The 18,268-nt window shown below is 40.1% G+C and carries 14 protein-coding genes; 9 read left to right on the top strand and 5 right to left on the bottom strand.

What is annotated here, in order from left to right:
* Positions 1-219 precede the first annotated feature (219 nt).
* Positions 220-945 (top strand): substrate-binding periplasmic protein, encoded by a 726-nt coding sequence (locus AC0VZ5_RS18670; protein ID WP_475474875.1) that lies wholly within the window; start codon positions 220-222, stop codon positions 943-945.
* Positions 946-1,476: 531 nt separating this feature from the next.
* On the opposite strand, the gene AC0VZ5_RS18665 is transcribed toward AC0VZ5_RS18670, so the two are convergent.
* The gene (locus tag AC0VZ5_RS18665; protein WP_138609254.1) at positions 1,477-2,703 is read right to left on the bottom strand and encodes a NupC/NupG family nucleoside CNT transporter; all 1,227 of its coding nucleotides are present in this window, start codon (positions 2,701-2,703) and stop codon (positions 1,477-1,479) included.
* Between the two features lie 17 nt (positions 2,704-2,720).
* Positions 2,721-3,350: a uridine kinase gene (gene udk / locus AC0VZ5_RS18660; protein WP_008110733.1), complete on the bottom strand. Its 630-nt coding sequence runs from the start codon at positions 3,348-3,350 to the stop codon at positions 2,721-2,723.
* A 192-nt stretch (positions 3,351-3,542) separates the two neighbouring features.
* Between udk and AC0VZ5_RS18655 the strand changes: the two genes are divergently transcribed.
* From AC0VZ5_RS18655 to AC0VZ5_RS18635, 5 genes are all read left to right on the top strand, one after another.
* Positions 3,543-4,760 carry a phosphopentomutase gene (locus tag AC0VZ5_RS18655; protein WP_198522908.1) on the top strand — a complete coding sequence of 406 codons (1,218 nt, stop codon included), beginning with the start codon at positions 3,543-3,545 and terminating at the stop codon, positions 4,758-4,760.
* A gap of 66 nt (positions 4,761-4,826) precedes the next feature.
* Entirely contained in the window at positions 4,827-5,528 is a 702-nt protein-coding gene (deoD, locus tag AC0VZ5_RS18650; protein ID WP_008110728.1) for a purine-nucleoside phosphorylase, read from the top strand.
* A gap of 871 nt (positions 5,529-6,399) precedes the next feature.
* The gene (locus AC0VZ5_RS18645; RefSeq protein WP_178957020.1) at positions 6,400-7,143 is read left to right on the top strand and encodes a ferredoxin--NADP reductase; all 744 of its coding nucleotides are present in this window, start codon (positions 6,400-6,402) and stop codon (positions 7,141-7,143) included.
* A gap of 90 nt (positions 7,144-7,233) precedes the next feature.
* Positions 7,234-7,935 (top strand): nuclear transport factor 2 family protein, encoded by a 702-nt coding sequence (locus tag AC0VZ5_RS18640; protein ID WP_178957019.1) that lies wholly within the window; start codon positions 7,234-7,236, stop codon positions 7,933-7,935.
* A 9-nt stretch (positions 7,936-7,944) separates the two neighbouring features.
* A complete protein-coding gene (locus tag AC0VZ5_RS18635; RefSeq protein WP_008112665.1) occupies positions 7,945-8,265 on the top strand; it encodes a hypothetical protein in 321 nt (106 codons plus the stop codon).
* Here AC0VZ5_RS18635 and AC0VZ5_RS18630 read toward each other — a convergent pair.
* On the bottom strand, positions 8,262-9,143 hold the full coding sequence (locus AC0VZ5_RS18630; RefSeq protein WP_138606994.1) for a tetratricopeptide repeat protein: 882 nt from the start codon (positions 9,141-9,143) through the stop codon (positions 8,262-8,264). The two genes, AC0VZ5_RS18635 and AC0VZ5_RS18630, sit on opposite strands and share 4 nt — an antisense overlap.
* Before the next feature lie 638 nt (positions 9,144-9,781).
* Here AC0VZ5_RS18630 and katG point away from each other — a divergent pair.
* The gene (gene katG / locus AC0VZ5_RS18625; protein WP_475474874.1) at positions 9,782-11,962 is read left to right on the top strand and encodes a catalase/peroxidase HPI; all 2,181 of its coding nucleotides are present in this window, start codon (positions 9,782-9,784) and stop codon (positions 11,960-11,962) included.
* 541 nt (positions 11,963-12,503) lie between these two features.
* Here the strand turns inward: katG and AC0VZ5_RS18620 are convergent.
* Both AC0VZ5_RS18620 and AC0VZ5_RS18615 read right to left on the bottom strand, forming a co-directional pair.
* A complete protein-coding gene (locus AC0VZ5_RS18620; RefSeq protein WP_010389550.1) occupies positions 12,504-14,105 on the bottom strand; it encodes an ABC-F family ATPase in 1,602 nt (533 codons plus the stop codon).
* A 143-nt stretch (positions 14,106-14,248) separates the two neighbouring features.
* Positions 14,249-14,983: a substrate-binding periplasmic protein gene (locus tag AC0VZ5_RS18615; protein ID WP_178957017.1), complete on the bottom strand. Its 735-nt coding sequence runs from the start codon at positions 14,981-14,983 to the stop codon at positions 14,249-14,251.
* Positions 14,984-15,410: 427 nt separating this feature from the next.
* Here AC0VZ5_RS18615 and AC0VZ5_RS18610 point away from each other — a divergent pair, with 427 nt between their 5' ends.
* Positions 15,411-15,998: a class I SAM-dependent methyltransferase gene (locus tag AC0VZ5_RS18610; RefSeq protein ID WP_475474873.1), complete on the top strand. Its 588-nt coding sequence runs from the start codon at positions 15,411-15,413 to the stop codon at positions 15,996-15,998.
* Positions 15,999-16,031: 33 nt separating this feature from the next.
* Positions 16,032-18,251 (top strand): deaminase, encoded by a 2,220-nt coding sequence (locus AC0VZ5_RS18605; protein WP_475474872.1) that lies wholly within the window; start codon positions 16,032-16,034, stop codon positions 18,249-18,251.
* Positions 18,252-18,268: the final 17 nt, after the last annotated feature.

The raw sequence follows: 18,268 nt of genomic DNA, 5'->3' as shown, positions 1-18,268 counted from the left end.
AATGAAAAAAAGCGCTTAAGGCGCTTTTTTTGTGCCCAAAATTTAAGAACATCCCACCACCGCTTTAACATTCCCGTCATTTTATTGCTATTTACGTCATCTGCTATTTTAACATTACAAACAACGTTATAAATTAATAGTCTCTACGAGTTTTCTAGGTTAAAGTTATTACTTAAACCACAGGGGGTGTGTATCTATAAATTTATATTATTAGCTTTTGTGCTGTTATTTAGCCAAAAAATTCAGGCTGCTGAGCCTAAGCTGGTTATTTATACCGAAAGTTTTCCTCCGTATAACTTTCAAAGTAGTGCAGGCCAATTGGCGGGTATTAATCATGACATAGTAAAAGATGCCTGTGTCCGTGCCGCACTAAAGTGCGAGTTTATTATGCTACCCTGGAAGCGCGCTTACCACTTAGTGCAAAATAACCCACATTCAGCCATTATTTCTTTGGCAAAAACGCAAGAGCGAGAACCTCTTTTTCAATGGGTTGGACCCTTGGTGTCAAATCAAACCTATTTTTATAAATTAAAAACCAGCGAACATATTGTGATGGACGATATCACCCAAGCTAAAAACTATTCGTTAGGTATAGTGCGTGGCGATATTTATGAAATGCTGGTGCGCCGACTTGGGTTTGTAGCTGATAAAAACTTATTGCTATTTAGCGACACTGACTCGTTTATGCGACTGTTTTTTAAAAACCGCATCGATTTAATTATTGGATCTAACTTTACCATTGACCATCAAACTGAGCCGTTTGGCTACTCTAGAGATGATTTAGTGAAGCTCGAACAAATTCATGTAGATGAACTTAAAGGCAACTATATTGGTTTTAATACAGCTGCTTCACCTGTGATCGTAGAACGTTTTAATCAAGCTCTAAAGCAACTTAAAGCAGAGTCTGGCTATGAACCTTACATTAACCGTTATGTAAAAAATTAAAGCTTAGGTCGGCCAAGCGCGGAAAAGCTCAAAAAGTTCCCGCTTAATAATGCCTATATTACCTCTTCACAGCCATTCATCCTTGTTAACTTCGCACTCTCAAGCGCCTTTTGTAAAGGGCTGACAATTAAATGCTTCTGCAGTTACACAGTTGTTCATATTTTTTAGTAATACCAATTCGCTTAATTAAGTGGTCTATTTTGAGGCTGGAAAAACGAGTTGATAGCTAGGCAAAAAATTCGCTATTTAGTTGTTCTAAATGAGAATTTTTTAACACAGGTAGCGACACGTTTAGCCCCGCAAAATGATTAAGTATTATTGCGGATTGGTATAAGTGCAATGATGGCTAAGGAGTGCGTGGATGAAGGTTAAGCAAAGCATAATTTTGTTGAGGATTTAGAAAGTAGAGGTGCTAAAACGATAAAAGGGCCTTGCGGCCCTTGGTGAAGTATCGTTCAAGTCAGATAGTGCTTTAACCCCTTAAAGCGCTATCCTATTGTTTTGCAACAGATGGATCATCTCTTTAAGTTTCTAAGCTAGCGAGAGGAAAAACCCAGCAATTGCTGCGCTCATAAGGTTAGCCATAGATCCTGCTAACACTGCTCTGAGCCCTAAGCGTGCGATATCCTTTCGCCGACTAGGCGCCATACCGCCTAATCCACCTAGTAAAATGGCTATCGATGATAAGTTAGCAAATCCACACAATGCAAAAGTAACAATTGCTTGCGTGTGAGCACTTAACGTATCGCGATAATTTATAAAGTCTAAGTAAGCAACAAACTCGTTTACTACTATCTTTTGACCAATAAAGCTGCCGGCTATAATTGCTTCATCCCACGGTACACCGAGTAACCATGCAACAGGAGCAAATAAATAGCCTAATATTTCTTGAAGCGTCAATGTTGGGTAATCGAACCACCCACCAACGCCGCCTAATAAACCGTTTAGTAGAGCAATTAACGCCACGAAGGCAAGTAGCATTGCACCTACGTTAAGTGCTAGATGCATGCCGTTAGCTGCGCCTGATGCTGCTGCATCAATTACATTAACTGGTTTATCATCATCACTTAAATCTAAATCTGCTAAGTTATCTTTAGGAGTTTCTGTTTCTGGCACAATCATTTTTGCCATTAAAAAACCACCTGGCGCCGCCATAAAGCTTGCCGCAATAAGATACTTAAGGTCTACGCCAATAATTACGTAACCGGCCATTACAGAGCCTGCTACAGTGGCTAAACCACCTACCATTACTGCAAACAATTCAGACTTAGTCATTGTTGCTATAAATGGCTTAACTATTAGCGGTGCTTCAGTTTGGCCCACAAAAATATTGGCCGTTGCTGAAAGCGATTCTGTACGCGAGGTTTTCAAAAGCTTTTGTAAACCACCGCCTAAAATTCTAATTATCCAATCCATAATGCCAAGGTGATATAAAACAGCTACAAGCGCTGAGAAAAACACAATAACCGGCAATACTTGAATTGCGAATATAAAACCAAGCGTATCTTGCGACGCTAGCGGACCAAATAAAAACCCAATACCGTCATTTGCATAACCAATAACCGATGAAACAGCTGCTGACATGCTTGTTAATACATTTTTGCCTGCTTCAAAAAACAGAACAAAACCGCCAATAACGACTTGCATAGCAAACGCTATACCAACGGTTCTTAAACTAATTGCTTTGCGGTTAGTTGAAGCCGCAAAGGCAATGCCTAGTAGCACCATCATGCCTACTAAGCTCATAAATGTTGTCATACAAACGTTTCCCGTTGTTATTCTTGTAAAATGTATTTTATTTTACTTTTTATAATATCAATCGCAACGCGATTCATACCGCCTCGAGTCACAACTAAATCAGCGTTATGCTTTGAAGGCTCAATAAATTGATAAAACATCGGTCTAACAGTTGCTTGATATTGCTCAACAACAGATTGTAATGTTCTGCCTCTTTGTTCCATGTCGCGCTGCATTCGGCGCATTAAACAAATATCTAGCGGTGTATCTATAAACACCTTAATATCAAATTCTTTATTAAGTGCTTTATCGCTCAGTAATAAAATACCTTCTACAATGAGTATTTTAGCCGAAGCCACACGGCGTGTTTTATCGCTGCGTGTATGTTGGGCATAATCATAAGTTGGTACTTCAACTGAGTGGCCATTACGAAGTTGTGTTAAATGCTCAAGCATTAATTCGTGTTCAAATGCATCAGGATGGTCGTAATTCGTTTGCGTACGATGTGCCATCGGCAAATGCGATTGATCCTTGTAATAAGCATCTTCTTCAATAATGGCGATAGCGCCTGGTTCAAGCTCATTCACCAATTCATTGTATATTGTTTGGCTAAATAGAGATTTGCCGGACGCCGATGCGCCTGCAATAGCTATAATAGTTCGTGTCACTAAAGTTCTCACCCACACAGAAGGATATATTGTTGGTAGATCACAATAGCAAAAAAGACACGATTAATCTCTTTTGCTTCGCTTAAGAGTGCAAATTTATAATGTTTAGGTTTTATGAAACAGGACTTATGTCCTGTACGGAAAAATCGAAGAGCGGATAAAGTAACCACCTAGAACAGATGTGAGGTCACAATGGCAAGAGCAATTATCTTAATGGCGGATAGTTTAGGAATTGGCGCAGCACCCGATGCAGATAAATTCGGTGATGTAGGTGCTAATACATTCGCACATTTACTCAAGGCATATTATGACGAAACTGGCAGCAAGCTTTCGCTTCCTAACCTTTCAAAATTAGGGTTAGTAGATGCATGTGAAGCCGCTGGTAAAGAACCCTGTTTAATTGCTGATCGCAATGAGCCACAAGGCGCGTGGGGTTATGCAAAAGAGCTTTCAAGCGGAAAAGACACGCCATCGGGACATTGGGAAATGGCTGGCGTGCCGGTGTTATTTGATTGGGGATATTTCCCAAAAACACAACCGAGTTTCCCACAAGAATTTGTAGACGAGTTTATTGCTCGTACAGGTATTCCGGGCATTTTAGGCAATTGCCATGCATCGGGAACCACCATTTTAGAGCAGCTAGGTGAAGAGCACGTAAAAACAGGTAAACCAATCTGTTACACCTCAGCTGACAGTGTGTTTCAAATAGCCGCGCATGAAGAATCATTCGGCCTAGAGAAGCTTTATCAAGTATGCGAAATCGCACGGGCGCTGCTTGATGAAATGAATATAGGACGAGTGATTGCGCGGCCATTTTTGGGTTCAAATAGTCAAGACTTTGCCAGAACCGGTAATCGTCGTGATTATTCAGTATTACCACCTTCGCCAACATTGCTTGATGTACTTGCAAAAGACGGTGGCGAAGTAATTAGTATTGGTAAAATTTCAGATATTTATGCGCACCAAGGCATTACCCAAAAGCATAAAGCACCAGGGTTAATGAACTTGCTAGAAAAAACCAGTGAAGTGATGGCAACTGCGCAGGATCACAGTTTGATTTTTACCAATTTAGTTGATTTTGATGAAAAGTTTGGCCATCGCAGAAATCCTGTTGGCTATGCTAAAGCGCTAAAAGAGTTTGATGATTACTTACCAACTATTTTAGATCAGCTAAAGCCAGATGATTTATTAATGATCACCGCCGATCATGGCTGTGACCCTACCTTTCCAGGGTCAGAGCACACTCGTGAGTATGTGCCAGTTATTGCTTATCAGCCAGGAATGAACAACACGCCACTGGGTGAGCGCAATAGCTTTGCTGATATCGGTCAAACACTTGCGCAATGGTTTAACCTAAAAGCGTTAGAGTATGGTGATGGCTTCGTCGATAAGCTAAATACAGTTAAGTAATTTAAAAATACGCTACTATATTTTTAAAGTAATAGGGCTTTTAGCCAAACAAAAGGAAAACAATCAATGAGTACTCCGCATATCAGTGCAAACGTAGGTGATTTTGCCGAAACAGTATTAATGCCAGGCGATCCGCTACGCGCACAATATATTGCTGAAAACTTTTTAGATGATGCAGTGCAAGTAACCGGCGTACGTAACATGTACGGCTTTACTGGAACTTACAAAGGTAAGCCAGTGAGCATTATGGGTTCTGGCATGGGCATTCCTTCAATGTCAATTTATGCTCGTGAGCTTATTGTTAGTTTTGGCGTTAAAAATATTATCCGTATTGGTACCTGTGGTGGTATTGGCAGCGATATTAAAATTCGCGACGTAATCTTTGCACAAGGTGCAAGCACTGATTCTAACGTGAACCGTGCCCGTGTTCGTGGTACTGACTTTGCAGCGATTGCTAACTTTGATTTACTTTTAAACGGCGTTAATGCGGCTAAAGATTTAGGCATTGATGCAAAAGTAGGTAATGTATTTACTACCGATACTTTCTATCAAGCTGATGACACTTTCTACAAAGACCTAGACAAACTAGGTGTACTTGCGGTTGATATGGAAACAGCTGGCCTATACGGCGTAGCAGCAGAGTACGGCGCAAAAGCAATGGCATTATTTACCGTAAGCGATCACGTGATCACCGGCGAAGCAACACCTGCCGATGAGCGTCAAACCACGTTCAACGAAATGGTAAAAATTGCATTAGAGTCAATTTAATCTTAAACAGTTCCTTGGTAACGTATTCACTAAGTTTTGGAGACACGCCCAAAGTGAAGTGAGACTAAACCCCCAAAGCCGCATTTTATGCGGCTTTTTTTATGCCTGAAATTTAGGTGCGAGCACCGGGCTAAGGGCTACGAGCTTTATGTTCCTAGGTTTTAGCACTAGCTCGCAGCTCGTCACTCGAAGCCCGTTGTTTTCTCATTTACTCTCATTCACTTCTCTGTGTTTAAACAAGAAATTAGACTTTAGATGTCAGATTAAAATGCGCGAGGTAAACTTCCGCCTACTGATATGGTTACCTTCTAAATTTACTTTAGGCGGGGCTTTATGCCGTGCAAGGTCATTAATTAAAAAATATTTACCACCGAGAACACTGAGTTTACAGAGAAATGCTTAAAAAATACCAATCCACCTCTGTGTAGCGCAAAGCGCCTCGGAACCCTCTGTGGTGAAAAATTGTTTTTAGCAGTAAGTGCCTTTCGTAGCAGCGATTTTATATCGCGTCAGGTCTAGGATATTAAACACAAATGCGCGAGGTAAACTCCCGCCTACTGATATGGTTAACTTCTAAATTTACTGTAGGCGGAGCTTTATGCCGCGCAAGGTCATTATTCACAAAGAGGGCAAAGAGACGCTGCGCTGAAAGAGTAGATTAAAGATCTCAGGTTTTAGCACTAGCTCGTTGCTCGATACTCGAAACCCGTAGCCCGTAGCCCGTAGCCCGTAGCCCGTTGTGTTCCCATTTATTTCCCTGTCAGTATTTATAACTTAATGCTAATGTTTAAGTTATAAAGCTTGCCTTTAAAATGAACAATTTTAAAGTTTTAGCTGATAGCTAAAACACGTCTTAAACTCTGGAGTAACTATGTCTAATTGGATTGATGCGACAGTAAAGTCAGTCAAATGGTGGAATGAATCGTTATTTAGCATAACCGTTCACGCTGATGTAGAGCCGTTTAAAGCAGGGCAATTTACAAAGCTTTCTATTATGGACGGTGATAAACGTATAGCTCGCGCCTACTCTTATGTTAACGCCCCTCAAAGTCCTGATTTAGAGTTTTACCTCATTAACGTGGTTGATGGTTTACTATCCTCTCATTTAGCCACTCTCAAACCAGGTGACACCGTATTAATAGAGCGCCGAGCAACTGGTTTTTTTACTCTAGATGAAGTGCCAGCAAGTGAGCAATTGTGGATGCTGAGTACAGGCACAGCAATTGGGCCATTTTTATCAATGCTACAGCAGAGCGAAGTATGGCAAAAATATCAACACATAAATTTAGTGCATGGGGTACGGAAAAATAGCGATTTAAGCTATCAGGAGCTTATTGGCAAACTAAAAAGATTATACACTAGTCAACTCAACTATATTCCGGTTGTTAGCCGTGAGGCGCCTTTACAGGGCTTAGCTGGTAGAATTACCACAGTGATTGAAAACAACGCTTTATATGAGCACGTTGGATTATGCGCCACACCAAATAACGCGCAATTTATGTTGTGTGGTAATCCGCAAATGGTTAAAGACACCACAGAATTATTATTGGCTCAAAACTATAAGCGTAATCGCCGAAAAGAGCCGGGGCATATCACTGTTGAGCAGTATTGGTAGTGAGTTATAACGTTATAATAACTATCTCAGAGGCCTAAAATTTGCTATGTTGCGCTTTAATTGCATTTAGTCTTTGTACTTAGGAAATCCATGAAATCTTTATTTATTATTTGTGCCTGTTTATTGGCCGCTTTCACGTTAAATAGTCATGCTATAGAGCAATCAACACAGCTGGACGAGACTAAACAAACACAGCAAAAAAACGCACCGCAGCAACAAGATGCGCTTGATACATTAAGCCAAGAGGCTAATACACCAAAAAAGCCGGTTGTTGAGAAAGTAAAAGCAGATGACTCTCAAGTACTGGGCAGTGAATCAACAAAGCCCGCACAGCAGCCTAATAGTAAAGCTGATAAAGCACAGGCTGTTGCGCAAGCTGAGCAAGCAGTAACACAAGCAAAAGAAGCACTCACAGCAAGGCAACAAGCCAAAGCAAAACAGTCTCGCGAGTCACTGGCTGTTGTTGAGCAATTAGTAAACGCTTACAACGCGCGTAACATTGAAGAATTTATTCGCATGTATGATGAAGATGTTGAGTTTTATATTTTCCCGAATGAGCTATTATTTAAAGGCAAAGAAAAACTAATAGCGCGTTATGGCATTATGTTTAAAAAACTTAAGTGTCTGCGCTCATCACCAATCAAGCGTATTGTGCATGGTGATATTGTAATAGACCATGAACTGTCAGAAACCTGTTCAACGGATGCGAACGTTATAGATAAGCGTTCAGAGCTTATTTCAAGTTATCAGATCAAAGATGGTAAAGTGGTTAGGGTTTTATTTTTTAGGTAATTATTAATTATGCAGCTAAGTGACGAGAAAAAAATTCGTGTAATGTATCGAGTAGAGCCAGGCTGTTTAGGCCCTGATGGCGTAGACCACATTGAAGATTTTTGTCGCTTTGCGAACAAGCACATTAAATCGCCTTATTATGCGCAGTTATTATTTTTACCCCGATACGACAAGCAAAAAGATGAGCGCCAATATAGCGTTAAAAACCGCAATTTATCTCAGGTGCAGGCTAAAGCGTACTTAAATCATTTTGAAATTGATATAGAAGATTTTGAAGAGCAGCTCGACGAGCTGCTCTCTAAATCAATAGATTTATACTTTAAACGCTAGGCTTCATTTGAAACAATAGCATTAAAGCTTTCGTTATCATGTAGGCTGGCAAAAGCACTTTCGTGAAGTAGCTCGTTTCGCAAGTTAGGCGAGTACTCAAGCGACATTTTTATATCAGCTAGGGCATCTGCATGTTCATGGGTTAAAGCATATGCACAGGCTCTTTGCCAGTAGGCATAACCATAATCACTGTCTATATCAATAGCTTGATTACAAAGCTCAATAGCTTGCTCAGTCTCATTTAGCTCTAATAACGCATCCGCTTTATAGGCAATGGCTTCTACATCTTCTGGTTTACGTTTTAAAATTTCATCGAATATTTCAATTTTATTAGCAATATCACTTTCTAGGTTGGCTCGCATCCATAACGAATGAACTTCGTTGGTGATCGATATACGTTCTTGGTTACTGAGTATTTCTTCAGAGCGAACTCGCAGTTTTTCTTCTAAAATTTTCAAGCGGTCTTCGTACTCGTCAGTAATCACACTAACACGGGTGTTTACTATATCTTCTACTTTATTTTTTACATCACGTAATGAATTCCAGCCCACCAATACTAAAATAGAAGCGGTGGCGGTGATAATAAAAAATACATTGTTAATCGTGTCGGTTGTGTAAGTTAGCGCCCTATCAGCGGTATCTAACTGAGCATGAGTGACCTGTTTGGTTAAGTCTTCACGCAGTTTTTGTTGATCTTGGCGTACCGACTTTAATTCGTCGAGAATATAACGCTCAAGTAATGGCTTATACATCGGTTCTTTTAGCTGTGCTAATTCACGTTGCTGTTGCTCATCTAAGGTAGCAGTGTTTTTATCAGCAGCTTGCACTGCAGATGAAGCACCTATAAAAACAATAAATAGTAAAAAATAAAAACGCATTGATATGCCTAGTTAAAAAATTAATTAATCGCTTCGCTAACTTTAACATGCGCACATCATTGGTACTAGGGTGAGTATAGGGAAGCTGGTATTAACTTGGGTGGCAGTAATTATAGGCAAAAAAAAACCAGCCCAAGGTGGGCTGGAAAAAACTACATCAACATCTCAGGGAACAATAGGAGATAGGGCCTAGTGTATGTGTCACTACCTGAATTTTTACTTAACTAAATTCAAATAGTTAAAAATAGGGGAGAAATAAAGGTGCATAAATAATTTATACACCTTTTATAACTATAATTTCATGGCGAAGGGGGGTATTCCACTGTGCACTTAAGATAACCTAAGTCACTTTCAAACCCTTCAGCATACATTACGTGGCTATTTTTAATAACGATCATCTAATTTATAAAAAGTTTTAATATTCATTTGCTGGCAGCATCATCATATTTATAAATGATTGTAATCGTTTTAAAGCATCGCCTTGCGCTAGCGTATCAAAGCAGCTACACGTATATTGAATAAGTAGAGACCATACACGCCATTCATTTAATGGCAATAAAATAACAGCGCTCCCAACTGGTGAATACCAAAAGCGGTAAGCATGGGCGTTTTTATTTATACTTAAAAAGGAGCTCAATATGGATAATCATAAAGCGGGTAAATGCCCAGTTATGCATGGCAGTAATACCACAACTGAAAACACCAATACAGATTGGTGGCCAAACTCACTGAATTTAGACATTCTTCATCAGCACGATAGTAAAACCAGCCCTTACGATAACGACTTTAATTATGCCGACGCTTTTAACTCATTGGATTTAGAGGCGCTTAAAACCGACCTAAAAAACTTAATGACCCAAAGCCAACCGTGGTGGCCAGCTGATTGGGGGCACTATGGTGGCCTGATGATCCGTATGGCATGGCATGCTGCGGGCTCATACCGTTTAGCGGATGGCCGAGGCGGTGGCGGTACGGGTAATCAACGTTTTGCTCCACTTAACTCATGGCCTGATAATGCTAACCTCGACAAAGCTCGCCGTTTGCTGTGGCCAATTAAAAAGAAATACGGCAATAAGCTTTCATGGGCTGATCTGATGATTTTAGCCGGTAATATGGCGTATGAATCAATGGGACTTAAAACCTTTGGCTTTGCTGGCGGACGAGAAGATATTTGGCATCCAGAAAAAGACGTTTACTGGGGCGCAGAAAAAGAATGGTTGGCCCCAAGTGATGAGCGATATAGCCAGGTTGATAAACCCGATACCATGGAAAACCCATTAGCAGCAGTTCAAATGGGCTTAATTTATGTAAACCCAGAAGGGGTTAATGGCAAGCCCGATCCACTTAAAACTGCAGATCAAGTCCGCGAAACCTTTGCCCGCATGGCCATGAACGACGAAGAAACCGCAGCACTTACCGTTGGTGGCCACACTGTAGGTAAAACTCACGGTAATGGTAAAGAAGAAAACTTAGGCCCAGAGCCAGAAGCTGCCGACGTACACGAGCAAGGCCTTGGTTGGAATAACCATAAAACCCGTGGCATTGGCCGCGATACCATGACCTCAGGTATTGAGGGCGCATGGACAACCTACCCAACTAAATGGGATAACGGCTATTGTAAATTGTTGCTCAATTACGAATGGGAGCTAACAAAAAGCCCTGCCGGTGCTCATCAGTGGGAGCCGGTTAATATTAAAGAAGAAGATAAACCCGTTGATGTGGAAGACTCATCAATTCGTTTAAACCCAATAATGACCGATGCCGACATGGCAATGAAGCTCGACCCCGCATATCGTAAAATTATTGAGCGTTTTAATGACGATTTTGAGTACTTTACTGACGTATTTGCTCGCGCATGGTTTAAGTTAACCCACCGTGATTTAGGGCCAAAATCGCGCTATTTAGGTGCCGATGTACCAAGCGAAGATTTAATTTGGCAAGATCCAATTCCAACGGTTGATTACACCCTAAGCGACGCTGAAATAACCGACTTAAAAGCGAAGCTACTTAATTGTGGATTAAGTGAAACCGACTTAATTAATACCGCATGGGACAGTGCACGTACTTACAGAGGCTCCGATCACCGTGGTGGAGCTAATGGCGCCCGTATTCGCCTTGCTCCGCAAAATAACTGGCAAGGTAACGAGCCTGCGCGCTTAGCCAAGGTGCTTAGCGCACTTGAAACACTGCAAGCGAGTTTAACTAAGCCTGTTAGTATGGCTGATTTAATTGTACTTGGCGGCACCGCTGCAGTAGAGCAAGCCGCTAAAAAGGCCGGGGTTGATGTAACCGTACCATTTGCCCCAGGGCGTGGCGATGCAACTGATGATATGACCGACGCCGAGTCATTTGAGCCATTAGAGCCAATTCATGATGGCTTTAGAAACTGGTTGAAAAAAGACTACGCTGTATCCGCCGAGGAGCTATTACTGGAGCGCAGCCAATTAATGAGCTTAACCGCGCCAGAAATGAGCGTGTTACTAGCTGGTATGCGCGTACTGGGCACTAACTATGGCAATAGTGAGCATGGCGTATTTACCGACAACGTAGGCGTACTGAGTAACGACTTCTTTGTTAATTTAACCGACATGAACAACCGCTGGGAACCTGCAAGTAAAGGCGAGTACAATATAGTTGAGCGCGCAAGCGGTAAAACCAAGTACACGGCTACGCGGGTTGATTTAGTGTTTGGTTCAAACTCAATTTTACGTGCATTGGCAGAGTTTTATGCTCAAGACGATAACAAAACCCGTTTTGTACACGACTTTATAAATGCATGGGTAAAAGTAATGAACGCCGATAGGTTTGATATTAAATAAACCTGAGTAATATTTAAAAAGGAGCAGCAATGCTCCTTTTTTTTATTATTTGAAAGTTACGAGCTGCGGGCAACGGGCTGCGAGGCGCGAGCTAGTGCTAAAATCTGAAACCTTTATCCTTTAACCTACTCTTTCAGCGCAGCGCCTCATAGCCCTCTTTGTGCATAATTCACTAAAAGCTATTTGAACACAGAGAAGCGAATGAGAGTAAATGAGAAGACAACGGACTTCGAGCTGCGAGTCGCGGGTAAAATGCAGCGCCTCATAACCTTCAGTGGTAAATAAATCACTTAAAAGTTATTTGCACAAAGAGCAAAGAATGAGTGCAAATGAGCAAAAAAACACAGCCTTTCTTTGCTTTTTTATAAATAAACTACCAAGCACAATTCTGCCGAACCCCGAACCCCGAACCCCGAACCCCGAACCCCGAACCCCGAACCCCGAACCCCGAAATACAGACACAAAAAAACGGCGCTTAAACAAGCACCGCTTTTAAAATGGTTTAGGCTATTTCTTTAACCTTTAACCTTTAACCTAGCTCTTAAGCTACTTTGTTTTCTTCGCAGCTTGCCAGGTATTCGTCAAACGTACCTTGAAAGTCAATCACTTGCTTGTCTTTAATATCAACAATACGCGTTGCTAGTGACGATACAAACTCACGGTCGTGGCTTACAAAAATAAGCGTGCCTTTAAAATCTTTTAGCGCATTGTTAAGCGCTTCAATGGCTTCCATATCCATGTGGTTTGTTGGTTCATCCATTATTAGTACGTTAACGTCTTGCATCATTAACTTACCGAATAACAGACGGTTTTTCTCACCACCTGAACAGTTACGCGCTTTTTTATTTGAATCGTCTGCGGTAAATAATAAACGCCCTAACATGCCACGAACCATTAAATCGTTGTGTTTAGCAGTGCGCCACTGCGACATCCAATCAAATAAAGTTAAGTCGTTATCAAAGTCTTTGCTGCTGTCTTGTGGGCAGTAACCAAAGGTCGCGTTTTCTGACCATTTAACTTCACCGTGTAAACTTTCAAGCTCGTTAACTAAACAACGTAAAAAGGTGGTTTTACCCACACCGTTTTCGCCGATAACCGCAAGCTTTGCACCCGCTTCAAGCAATAAGTCGCCGCCGGTAAATAACGTTTCACCGTCAAACCCATGGCCAAGTTTGGTTAGCTCAAGCGCTTGGCGATACATTTTTTTGCCTTCGTCAAAGCTCAGTGACGGGCTCATACGGCTTGATGCTTTAACTTCATCAAGCTTAATTTTGTCCATTTTTTTAGCGCGCGAGCTGGCTTGTTTTGCTTTAGAGGCATTAGCACCAAAACGGTTAACAAAGTCTTGCAGCTCGTCTATTTCAGCGCTTTTTTTCGCGTTTTCAGCTAATAACTGTTCGCGTTGCAAGCCCGAGGCTTCAAGGTACTTTTCGTAATTACCTGGGTAAATACGCAGCTCGCCGTAATCAATATCGGCCATGTGCGTACATACCGAGTTTAAAAAGTGACGGTCATGGGAAATAATAATCATGGTACATTTACGTTGGTTAAGCTCATTCGCAAGCCACGTAATAGTATGAATGTCCAAGTTATTGGTTGGCTCATCTAGTAGCAAAATGTCAGGATTAGCAAATAGTGCCTGTGCTAACAGCACACGCAATTTCCAACCAGGGGCTACGTTCGCCATTAAACCATAATGAAATTCTTTATCGATACCTGCATCAAGTAGTATTTCTTCTGCGCGGCTTTCTGCGGTGTAACCGTCCATTTCAGCAAAAACGCTTTCAAGCTCGGCCACTTTCATGCCGTCTTCTTCGCTCATTTCAGGCAACGAGTAGATACGGTCGCGCTCTTGTTTTACTTTCCAAAGCTCAACGTCGCCCATAATTACCGCGTCAACTACGCTGTATTGTTCAAACGCAAATTGATCTTGGCTTAGGTTACCTAATTTTAGCCCTGGCGTAATAGACACATTACCTGCACTAGGCGTAAGCGCACCGCTTAAAATTTTCATAAATGTCGACTTGCCGCAGCCGTTAGCGCCAATTAAACCGTAACGGTTACCGTTACCAAATTTAGCTGAAATGTTTTCAAACAACGGCTCTGCGCCAAACTGCATCGTAATATTTGCGGTGGAGATCAAAAAAAGTAATCCTAGAAAATTAATGGCAGGGTTAAGCTGCAGCAAGGTGCCGCATAAATAAACAAGCGATAGAGTAAATAATAGGCCGCGAATTATACAGATCCACGCCCAAAGATGAAAGGTAAAAGAATAAAGCTTAAAAGCTATAACCGCTGATAAATAGCGTGTATGTTGCTTTTATTTTGCTTAATTAACTCATTTATAGTTTGTAACTCGACTTGGTTAATGGTTTTTTTACTCAACATTAAATGAATCGAACTCTTATTAATGGCCGCCATATTAGGAACAGGCTTAACGCTTGGATGTTGGTTTATAAAATATTGTGCAGCTACTTCGTCTTCTATTGCATAATCAACCCTGTTTTTACTAAGCATAGCAAAGCGTTTGTCGGCTGTGGGCATCATAATAACGTGAGCAGGATGATTTTGTTTAAACTGCGCAAATGCAGCGCCATAATAACTACCGCGACCAATAGCGAGCGTTAAATCTCTATAAAAAATATCGCTTAGGTTATTTATATCAGGAGAGTCGCTATATTTATAAAGGCGCATTATTTCATCGCGATAAGTATCGCTAAAATAGGCATAACTTTGTCTATCAGGGGTTATGCTGGCTGCAAAAACAATATCAATACGGCCTTCTTTTAACTCTTCAAAAGCACGAGCAGAAGTAGGCAGCAACATAAACTTTAAACAAAAAGGTGAGCTGTTAAAAATCGTATTTACCACATCAATTTCAACGCCTGTTAAATTGTTATTAACTGCCACCACATAAGGCGGCCAGTTGCGTTCATTAGTACCCACTTTAAGTGTTTTGGCACAGGCAAATACCTTAAAACTACCAATTATTAGTAATACAACAAAAGCGAGTCTTAGCATTTTATTACTCTAAAGAATGACTACAACTAAGTATACACTAGCTGGCAGATTTATCCCGCTTGTAATAAATAAAGAGCGCGCAGTGCAGGTAGCCCAGTAAAAACAAATGCGGGGACTTAAGGGGTCGACACTAACTTAACGCTTGATAGCTTATAACGGCTTGAATAAGCGTTTATTCAAGCCGTTAGACTGCAGGGTAAGTAACAGTCATGTTTTATATAACTTTAATACTTTCAAGGATGTAGAAAAATTAGGTAAAAGTGTAAACAACATGAGTTTAGTGCAGTTAAACAATGCTTTTTTGTAATAAAAACATACTACTTAGGGCGTATATATTGCCGTAGCTCTATATTTTTAAATGTTGATACTGTAGATTAGTTATAAATGAATGCCAGATTAATAAATAAACCAAGGAGCGGTGAATTTAGTGCCTACTAAAACACTCAATTACTATAATCAACATGCACAAACTTTTAGCGACTCAACCCTTAATGTTGATATGTCGGCGCTTTACGCAGAGTTTTTACCGCTTATCCCTAAACATGGCCATATTTTAGATGCTGGCTGTGGCAGTGCCCGCGATGCTATGTATTTTAAACAGCAAGGTTTTACTGTTAGCGCGTTTGATGCAAGCGAAAATATTGCAAAGTTAGCCAGTAATTACTTACAACAAACTGTAGAGGTAAAAGCCTTTCAGCAGCTTAATTGTACAAATATGTACGACGGCATTTGGTGCTGCGCCAGTTTATTACATGTGCCAAAAGTAGAGTTACCGCAGGTGTTTTTAAAGCTGCAAAATGCCCTAAAACCAAACGGTGTTTTGTATGTGTCGTTTAAATACGGCACGCAAGAACGCGTGCATAACGGCCGTGAATTTACCGATTTAAATGAAGATGGCCTAACTGCGCTAATTGCCCACCACACCGAGCTTAAAATACTAAAACAATGGCAAACGGTTGACCAACGCCCAGAGCGCGAAAGTGAAGTGTGGCTAAATGCGTTGATTGATCTGTAATCAAATATATTAATAATAATTAAAGGAACTAAAATGACCAATTATGAAATATTCATCGCCCTAGTCGCACCAAGAGGAATAAGCGTAGAAAAAATTATCCAAAAACTGGAAGCCTCGGTGGGTAATTATGGTTATAAAATAAAAAGAGTTAACCTACTAGACATCAACTCAACTTCACAAGTTGAACAGAGCTTAAACATTCAAAATAGAGTTGATATAGAGAGCAGGTATTTATCCGGTCTCAGAGAACTAGTCCTAAATGAAGTAAATGAAGATGCCCCGAAACTGTATGAACCACATGATTTAATTAGCTCACTTATAATTAAAAGAGTGCAGGAGCTCAGAAATGATAATGAAAAGTATACGGTTTATATAATTGATAATGTTACGCACCCAAAAGAGCTTAATGCGTTAAAAGCAGTTTACAAAGACTCATTGTTTACTATAGGGATTACAGGGCCTTTATTAGACCGGGTTAATTTGAAAAAAGAACAGTTTAAACTTGAAGGTTATTCAGATAGTGAAGCCTTAACACAAGCAGCTAAGTATATTTATGATGACTATAGTCAGCTTAAAGAGACTATTGAAATCGATGGTAAATGTATTGATGTTTCGAATGATTTAGGTAAAACCTATCTTCTCTCTGATTTTTTTATCAACCTAAATTCAGAAAGTTTTAAATGTAATATTCAAGGATTGGATGAATTATTAAGCCAATCTATTGAGCGCTATGTTGATTTGATTTTTGGCGCGCCTATTGTTACTCCAACCCAGTCCGAACATAGTATGTTCCTTGCCTATACTAGTGCTTTAAGATCTGGTGACCTTTCACGTCAAGTTGGTAGTGCTATAGTTAATGAGCTTAATGATGTTATAGCTTTAGGTGCCAATGAAGTCCCTAAGTCTGGCGGCGGACAATATTGGGCAGACAATTTATATATTGCTAATACAGCAGAGGATGAAGCCAAATTAAAACAATCTGTTGACCAAAGGGACTATGTTATAGGCTATGATACTAATGCAGTAGTTAAAGATAAGTTAACAGATGAATTAATACAATTATTTGTCGATAAAGCTCTAATTTCTGAAAGTAACAGAGCTGAAGCAGAGTTAATACTCCAAAAATCAACTTTAAAAGATATTACTGAGTATGGCCGAGTAGTGCATGCTGAAATGTCGGCATTAATGAGCGCTGCTAGAAATGGTACTGGAGTCAAAGGCATGCATATGTTCTGCACTACATACCCATGTCACAATTGTGCAAAACACTTAGTAGCAGCAGGAATAGATAAGGTTCAATATATAGAACCTTATCCAAAAAGTAGGGCTGCGGACTCTCATGATGATTCAATCTTTGATCCAGAAAAACTCACAATCGCTTTGGATGAGGAAAACAAACAGGAAGCAATTAATAATATTACTGAAGCCTATTTAGATATTAATGTTAAGCGCAATGAAACTTCCAATAAATCATCGGCAATTGTCAACGATAATGTTATTAAAAATAAGCTAAAGCTTGTATTTGAGCCTTACTCAGGAGTGGGGCCAAGTCGTTATGTAGATTTATTCTCTATGAACATGGGGAGTGGTAGGAAAATAAAGCGAAAGAGTGGCTCTCAAGCTATTCAACTAGACAGAGGGACAATTTCAGTACCACGTATACCTATTACTTCATCTCATAACGAATTTTTTGAAAACGAGTTTATGAGGCAGTTAGAAGAAAAGCTAAAGCAGAGCTTTAGTGAAATACGAGATAATGTACTCAAGTCCTTCCATACAAAATATAAGCTGAGAAATGAAAACCGACAAACCTCTAGAATTAAGTTTTGGAATCAGAAAAATTCATATGGATATATAGTTTCTGAAACAGGTAAGGACTTTCCTTTCAACGAGCAAAATATTGAAGATAAAAATTATATACCCAAAGATAATGAGCTTGTTAGCTTTGTTCCACTAAAAGGTGAAAGCGTAACTTTTGCAGATAAAATTTTAAAAATACCAGAGCAAGAAATAGACGAAAAAGTCAGTACCTATAGTGATTCAAAAGTTAAAACTTCCACTATTAAGTTTTTAAATGAAGGTAAGAACTTTGGCCACATTAAAAGTAATCAACCTATTGATTATTATTTTAGATTTGAGCAGGTTTCAACGTGCTCTAAAGATAAGCTAAAAGTTGGTATTGAAGTTTCGTTTGAGTCATGCACTAGTGTTGATGGTAAACCGCAAGCTAAAAACGTTAAGGTGATAGTTTGAGGCTGCAACTCGACTTT

It is taken from the genome of Pseudoalteromonas sp. QJM3NY_12 (assembly GCF_056173165.1).
This window is presented reverse-complemented; position numbering and strand designations above follow the sequence as displayed.

Bases quoted from the DNA above. Each gene is read 5' to 3' on its own strand.
- AC0VZ5_RS18665 (WP_138609254.1), bottom strand. From the start codon at position 2,703: ATGACAACATTTATGAGCTTAGTAGGCATGATGGTGCTACTAGGCATT.
- AC0VZ5_RS18655 (WP_198522908.1), top strand. From the start codon at position 3,543: ATGGCAAGAGCAATTATCTTAATGGCGGATAGTTTAGGAATTGGCGCA.
- deoD (WP_008110728.1), top strand. From the start codon at position 4,827: ATGAGTACTCCGCATATCAGTGCAAACGTAGGTGATTTTGCCGAAACA.
- AC0VZ5_RS18645 (WP_178957020.1), top strand. From the start codon at position 6,400: ATGTCTAATTGGATTGATGCGACAGTAAAGTCAGTCAAATGGTGGAAT.
- AC0VZ5_RS18640 (WP_178957019.1), top strand. From the start codon at position 7,234: ATGAAATCTTTATTTATTATTTGTGCCTGTTTATTGGCCGCTTTCACG.
- AC0VZ5_RS18635 (WP_008112665.1), top strand. From the start codon at position 7,945: ATGCAGCTAAGTGACGAGAAAAAAATTCGTGTAATGTATCGAGTAGAG.
- AC0VZ5_RS18630 (WP_138606994.1), bottom strand. From the start codon at position 9,143: ATGCGTTTTTATTTTTTACTATTTATTGTTTTTATAGGTGCTTCATCT.
- katG (WP_475474874.1), top strand. From the start codon at position 9,782: ATGGATAATCATAAAGCGGGTAAATGCCCAGTTATGCATGGCAGTAAT.
- AC0VZ5_RS18615 (WP_178957017.1), bottom strand. From the start codon at position 14,983: ATGCTAAGACTCGCTTTTGTTGTATTACTAATAATTGGTAGTTTTAAG.
- AC0VZ5_RS18605 (WP_475474872.1), top strand. From the start codon at position 16,032: ATGACCAATTATGAAATATTCATCGCCCTAGTCGCACCAAGAGGAATA.